General features: G+C 60.8%; 6 protein-coding genes. 4 read left to right on the top strand and 2 right to left on the bottom strand.

The window, feature by feature from the left end; all coding sequences use genetic code 11:
• Positions 1–222 precede the first annotated feature (222 nt).
• Positions 223–579: a 6-carboxytetrahydropterin synthase QueD gene (queD, locus tag DCO48_RS22395; protein WP_116552785.1), complete on the bottom strand. Its 357-nt coding sequence runs from the start codon at positions 577–579 to the stop codon at positions 223–225.
• Between the two features lie 50 nt (positions 580–629).
• A complete protein-coding gene (locus tag DCO48_RS22400) occupies positions 630–1712 on the bottom strand; it encodes a patatin-like phospholipase family protein (protein ID WP_116552786.1) in 1083 nt (360 codons plus the stop codon).
• A 156-nt stretch (positions 1713–1868) separates the two neighbouring features.
• Here DCO48_RS22400 and DCO48_RS22405 point away from each other — a divergent pair, with 156 nt between their 5' ends.
• From DCO48_RS22405 to DCO48_RS22420, 4 genes are read left to right on the top strand one after another with little or no spacing between them, the layout of a single operon-like run.
• Positions 1869–2177 (top strand): PepSY domain-containing protein, encoded by a 309-nt coding sequence (locus DCO48_RS22405; RefSeq protein WP_116552787.1) that lies wholly within the window; start codon positions 1869–1871, stop codon positions 2175–2177.
• Complete coding sequence (locus DCO48_RS22410) at positions 2177–2491, top strand: PepSY domain-containing protein (RefSeq protein ID WP_116552788.1); 315 nt, start codon at positions 2177–2179, stop codon at positions 2489–2491. Before DCO48_RS22405 ends, DCO48_RS22410 begins: the two co-directional genes overlap by 1 nt.
• On the top strand, positions 2491–3159 hold the full coding sequence (locus DCO48_RS22415; protein ID WP_116552789.1) for a response regulator transcription factor: 669 nt from the start codon (positions 2491–2493) through the stop codon (positions 3157–3159). The genes DCO48_RS22410 and DCO48_RS22415 overlap by 1 nt, the downstream gene beginning before the upstream one ends.
• The gene (locus DCO48_RS22420) at positions 3156–4478 is read left to right on the top strand and encodes a sensor histidine kinase (RefSeq protein ID WP_116552790.1); all 1323 of its coding nucleotides are present in this window, start codon (positions 3156–3158) and stop codon (positions 4476–4478) included. The genes DCO48_RS22415 and DCO48_RS22420 overlap by 4 nt, the downstream gene beginning before the upstream one ends.
• The last annotated feature ends 22 nt before the right edge of the window (positions 4479–4500 follow it).

Genomic DNA, 4500 nt, shown 5'->3' on the forward strand with positions numbered 1-4500 from the left:
GCATCGCCGATGGTAGTGTGGGGTTTCCCCATGTGAGAGTAGGTCATCGTCAAGATTAAATTCCGAAACCCCTATCTGCTAAGCAGGTAGGGGTTTTGTTTTTGTGCCTAAAAACCTTGGCTAAGCCAATGCTGGCAATAGCAGACCACTGTGGGGGCCGGACTTGCCGGCGCTAGGCATAAAAACCACCCATGAGGGTGGTTTGTCGGCAGCATAAGCACATCAGTCGCCGTAATACTCGCAACCGCTGGTACAAGTTTCGTGAATCCGCACCTTGCACAGTTCCGGCAGCAGCGGTTTGACCTGGTCCCAGATCCACTTGGCAATCACTTCGCTGGTCGGGTTCTCCAAGCCAGGAATGTCATTGAGGTAGTTGTGATCCAGTTGCTCGTAGAGCGGCTTGAAGATCGCCTTGATCTCGGAGAAGTCCCGAATCCAGCCAGTATGAGGGTCCAGTGGCCCTTTCAGGTGCAGGGCAACCTTGAAGGAGTGGCCGTGCAGGCGCCCGCATTTATGACCCGCAGGTACATTCGGCAAGCGGTGGGCCGATTCGAAGGTAAATTCTTTAAAAATTTCCACGGTATCTAGAACTCTGTAAACCAATGCTGGCTCGCAGTTTACCAGCAAGGCTAGTTCAGCGGTTGCAGATGCTCATGCAGCCTGCCGGTTTCGACCAGCTCAAGAAACGCATCGCCAAGCCGCTCGCTTTCGCTCATTGCCTTGTGCCAGTAACGCTGTCGGCTCCTGGCATCGCCGATAAAACGCTTGAAGTCGCTGCGATCAGGCAGTTTTCCATAGGGTAAGCTGGCCAGGTATTGCGCCGAAGGTGCCAGCAACAGCACATTCTGCAGGCGATCGGCATCGCCCCGACGCCACGGCAGCGCCTTGTCGAACCACCCCGGTACCACCTTGTCGGTGAAGTGCGGGTAGAGCACGACATCGTCACCGCTGTAAGGCAGGTCCAGGTGATAGTCGAGCAGGCCGCCATCGCGGTAGGTGCCTGCTCCTGCGCCCGGAATATCGCGGACTCCCTCCATTACCATCGGGATCGAACCCGACGCCAGCAAGGCGTGTCGCAGATTCGCCTCCTCAAGGTGCAGGAAGCGTGATGGAAAGTCTGTGAGTGCGTGCAAGGGCGGCGCTCGCCGCGCGTCATGCAGGATCACCCGCTCGAAATGCCGCGACAGCCGCGCGCGTCCCATCAGGTTGTTGGCAATCACTGAAGACAGGCCCATGCCTAGTCGCGCCCGGTGATCGTCGGCCAACAGACCGTGGCTTTTTACCACGACGATATTCAGACGGTAGTCGGCGTTGTCGAGGATGCGCGCGTCCTGGCCTTCGAGCAGTTCATCGAGCATGCGCTGACAGCTTCGACTCACCTCTGCCTGGGTCACACCCTTGGCAAAGTCCTGCTCGGTATACAGTTCTCCAAGCCGACGGAGCGCCGCGGCGGGGTTGGGCAGGCATGCACTGGCGAAGCGCCAGGAGCCAATCGAGGCGCCAATCAGCGAGCGTTCACGCGGTGCCGTTGGCAGCCATTGACCGAACAATGCGAGGTCCAGCCCCTGAATGCCCAAGGCTTTTGGCCCACCGGCGGCGCCCGGCAACACGCCGACATCGGCCGGCTGCAAGCCGCGCTCGCGCAACTGGTTCAAGGCACGCTTGCCTGCTTTGAGGGTCAGGGGCGGGTACTTGATCTGGATGGCGCTCATAAGGGTCTCGTTGTCGTGGGTCAACGATTATAGAGAACTGCACGCAGTTGGGGTGAAGGGCTGCGCTATCATGTCGCCAGTTGTTTTCAGCTTCAATTAAGTTCGGTTCGATAGGCTGAGTCCGTAAGCAAGATTGATCCTAAATGGAGAGACACGATGAAAACGTTAACTGCCCTGTTCGCTACCGCTGCTCTGGCCCTGAGCGCCAACGTTGCCATGGCTAAAGACATTCCGATGGATCAGGTCGTCAGCCTGGTTCAAGCGAAAACCATCAAGTCGCTGGACGAGCTGAACAACATTGCGCTCGCCAAGCACCCAGGCGCCACCGTGAAAGATTCCGAGCTGGAAGACGTCTATGGCCGCTACGTCTACAAGGTCGAGTTGCGTGACGCGCAGAGCGTCGAGTGGGACGTCGATCTGGACGCCAAGACCGGTGAAGTACTCAAGGATGTCAAGGACACCTGATGACAGTCTCTGCACGAACAGCACGGTCGCTGTTGCTCGCACTGTTGGTGTTCTGTTCGTTGTCCGCTGCCCGCGATCTGGATCAGGATGAGGCGTTCAGCCTGCGTCAGCAGGGCATCATCCTGCCCCTCGAACAGCTGTTGCACTCCGCCCTGGGGCGTTACCCCGGGGCGACGTTGCTGGAGGCGGAGCTGGAAGAAAAGCACGACCGCTATGAATACGAAGTCGAGCTGTTGACCGTCGACGGTGTGGTCCGCGAGATCAAGCTCGACGCCAGTAATGGCGCATTGCTCAAAGATGAGGAAGACGACTGATGCGCCTGTTACTGGTTGAGGATAACGTGCCACTGGCCGATGAGTTGATCCAGGGGTTGCAGCGCCAGGGCTATGCGGTCGATTGGCTGGCCGATGGCCGTGATGCGCTGTATCAGGGCAGCAGCGAGCCATATGACCTGATCGTGCTCGACCTCGGCTTGCCCGGGGTGCCTGGCCTTGAAGTGCTCGCGCAATGGCGCGCGGGTGGCCTGGTGACACCGGTGCTGATCCTCACTGCGCGCAGCTCCTGGGCCGAGCGCATCGAGGGGCTCAAAGCTGGTGCCGACGATTACCTGAGCAAACCGTTTCACCCGGAAGAGCTGCTACTGCGCATTCAGTCATTGCTGCGCCGCGCCCGTGGCCTGGCCAATCAGCCGACGCTGGAAGCCGCCGGGCTGCACTTGGATGAAGGCCGCCAGTGTGTGAGCCGGGCAGGTGAGGACATCCAGCTCACCGCCGCAGAGTTTCGCCTGCTGCGTTACTTCATGCTGCACCCGCAGCAGATCCTGTCGAAAAGTCACCTGGCCGAGCACCTCTACAACGGCGAGACCGAGCGCGACTCCAACGTGCTTGAAGTGCACGTCAATCACCTGCGTCGCAAGCTCGGCCGCAGCGTGATCGAAACCCACCGCGGGCAAGGCTATCGATTCGGCGGGGTCGTTGAGTGAAGTCGATTCAGGCACGTTTGAGCCTCGGCCTGGTCGGGGTGCTGATCGTGGTCGGGCTGGTTCTGGCGCAACTGAGCCTGTGGCTGTTCGAAGTCGGCTTGCAACGCTACCTCGAAGCCGGGCTGCGCAAGGAAAGCGAAAACCTGCTGGTAGCGCTGGTCCACGGCCAGAGCGGTATCGAGCTTGATGAGCGGCGGATTTCTTCGGCGTACCAGCGGCCGTTCTCCGGCTATTACTTTCGCATCGACTTCGACGATGGGCACTGGCGCTCACGTTCGCTGTGGGACATGGACATGCCACGCCCGGATACACCGGGCTTGCATGCGGGCCTGCAACTGGGCCCGGAAGGCCAGCAACTGTTGATGTTGCGCGCCGATTACCGGCGGCTTGGTCGGGCCATTTCGATCAGTGTGGCGCAGGACTACACGCCGGTGCGCGACGGCTTTCGGCGGATCCAGCAGATCGGCCTGGGCATCGGCCTGATCGCCTTGCTGATCATCCTGGTGTTGCAGCGGCTGACGGTGAAGCGCTCGCTGCGCCCGCTGGAGCGCACCCGCGAGCAGATTGCGCAGTTGCAGCGGGGCCAGCGCTCCCAGCTCGATAGCGAGGTGCCGTCGGAGCTTGAGCCACTGGTGGCACAGATCAACCATTTGCTCGCCCATACCGAGGACAGCCTGCGTCGCTCGCGCAACGCTCTGGGCAACCTTGGGCATGCGCTGAAGACGCCGTTGGCGGTGCTGATCAGTCTGGCATCGAGCGAGCAGCTGAAGGATCTGCCGGACGTGCGCGAGCAACTGCGCGAACAGCTGGAGCAGATTCAGCAGCGTTTGAGCCGGGAATTGAACCGTGCCCGCCTGGCTGGCGACGCGCTGCCAGGCGCACATTTCGCTTGCGATAAGGAGTTGCCGAGCCTGCTGTCGACGCTGGGCATCATCCACGGTGAGCACTTGCTGCTTGCGCATGAAGTGCCGGCGGGATTGTCCTTGCCCTGGGACCGTGAAGATTTGCTGGAGATGCTCGGCAACCTGCTCGACAACGCCTGCAAATGGGCCGACAGCGAGGTGCGCCTGAGTATCGAGGAGTGCCCGGTAGGCTATCGCTTGCTGGTCGACGACGATGGGCCGGGGATTCCCGAAACGTCACGCAATGAGGTGCTGGAGCGCGGGGCTCGCTTGGACGAGCAGGTCGACGGGCATGGCCTGGGCTTGGGCATCGTGCGCGATATCGTCGATGCCTGGGGTGGGCAGATGGCGTTGCTGGAGAGCCCGTTGGGCGGGTTGCGGGTGAGTATCGAGTTGCCGCGGCGGGTTAGGGCCTGAACAGCATTGCCGGCCAGGCCGG

The sequence above is a fragment of the Pseudomonas sp. SDI genome (assembly GCF_003105155.1).
Lineage (GTDB): Bacteria > Pseudomonadota > Gammaproteobacteria > Pseudomonadales > Pseudomonadaceae > Aquipseudomonas.